General features: G+C 41.4%; 1 protein-coding gene. It reads right to left on the reverse strand.

What is annotated here, in order from left to right; all coding sequences use genetic code 11:
• Window positions 1-416 precede the first annotated feature (416 nt).
• Window positions 417-1,516 (reverse strand): IS110 family RNA-guided transposase (locus KJS58_RS24760; RefSeq protein WP_213536330.1); only part of this gene is annotated, 1,100 nt, incomplete at its 5' end.

The following is a 1,516-nucleotide window of genomic DNA, read 5'->3' on the forward strand; positions in this document are numbered from 1 at the left end:
TCTCCCTCTATGGAGAATCACTTTTCTCTTAAATGCTCATGTTTTCTTAGAATTTTAATGTCTTACATATTTAACAGACATCTTTTTCATGGATCAATATTGAATATAAAGAAAATTATGGAGTTACAGAAAATGCAGAAAACATCGTTACTTAGACCACTCATGTGTAAAAAGAGGCTTATTCGGTAAAATATAACTGCACCTATAGATCTCCACACTGACTCATGGCGGTCTACCCTCCCATGTCTCACAGAGTCTACGCTCCCACATTCCTTCATTCAACCTGTCCATGAGGTGGAGGTCAGATATGCTGCCCGACAGGATCTTCGTCCGTATGTTAGTTTCATTCCGACTCATCCGTGCTTTCGTTGTCTGTTGTTTATTACAATTTAAATTTCTAAGAGCAAACTCTACATTTAAGCTGCTCGTGCGATTTTCATGAATTGAGGAATATCCTGCATCATTTTTTCTTCACTGAATTCATGTCCTTTTTTCATGATTCCAAACAGAATTCGAATGAGCTTATTACACAGCGCAATGAGCGATTGCATTTTTTTTAACGGATTATCCATTCGTTTGGTATAGTACTCGTGCAAGGCTCTAAATGCTCTGTTTTTCGCAACCAATGGCATCATGACGCGGAAGAGTAAAGCTCGAAGTCGCTTCCTACCTCGCTTCGTAATCTTGGTCTGTCCTTTGTGTTTACCTGACGTATTTTCTTTTAGATTCAGCCCTGCGAGCTTACTAATCTGCTTCGGATGTCGGTACTGACTAATGTCTCCAACTTCAGCGAGAAAACCAGCAATGGTGTCTCGGCCAATCCCTTTTATCGCTAATAATTGCTGAACATTTGGCACTTTCTTTAACAATTCCTCTAACTTTGCTTCTAGTTCTTCAAGCTTATCATGAAGTAATTTATACTGATCCAACAACAATCGCAGCTCCATCTTGGCCATTTCTGCTCCTTCTTTAATACCGACTGAACAGCTGGCTGCTGCCTTCAAATTCTGAATTCGGCCATGACCAAGACCTCGCTTAGCAACTACTCTCAGGTGCTGCAGCAAGGTATCGTTCGGTACATGAACAAGCTCGTATGGCAGTAAATAAAGGCTCAGCATCTGTATGGCTGACTTGCACTCCCAATCCTTAAATACCGTTAGAAACTCTGGAAAATACCGATCTAACCAGTTATGGACACGTGCTTGCACCACACAAAGGTCAGTTGTCAGGTGATCGCGAATTTTCATCGCTTCCCGAAGTTCTGCATAAATACCCTCCGGAAGGCTAGGTACGGCGTATCTCCCATCTTTGACCAATTGAGCAATCACTTTTGCGTCTTTAACGTCATTTTTTGTAGGTGAATTGTCGTCTAGTTCTTTGCTTTTCTTCACATGCAGTGGATTCACCACACCGTATTTTACGTGCTTTTCTTTTAAAAAATAAACAAGGTTCAGCCAGTAGTGCCCTGTTGGTTCCATTCCAACGATAACATCCCGGAAGGATTGCTCCTTTGAGA

Source organism: Paenibacillus sp. J45TS6 (genome assembly GCF_018403285.1).
Classification (GTDB): Bacteria; Bacillota; Bacilli; order Paenibacillales; family Paenibacillaceae; genus Paenibacillus.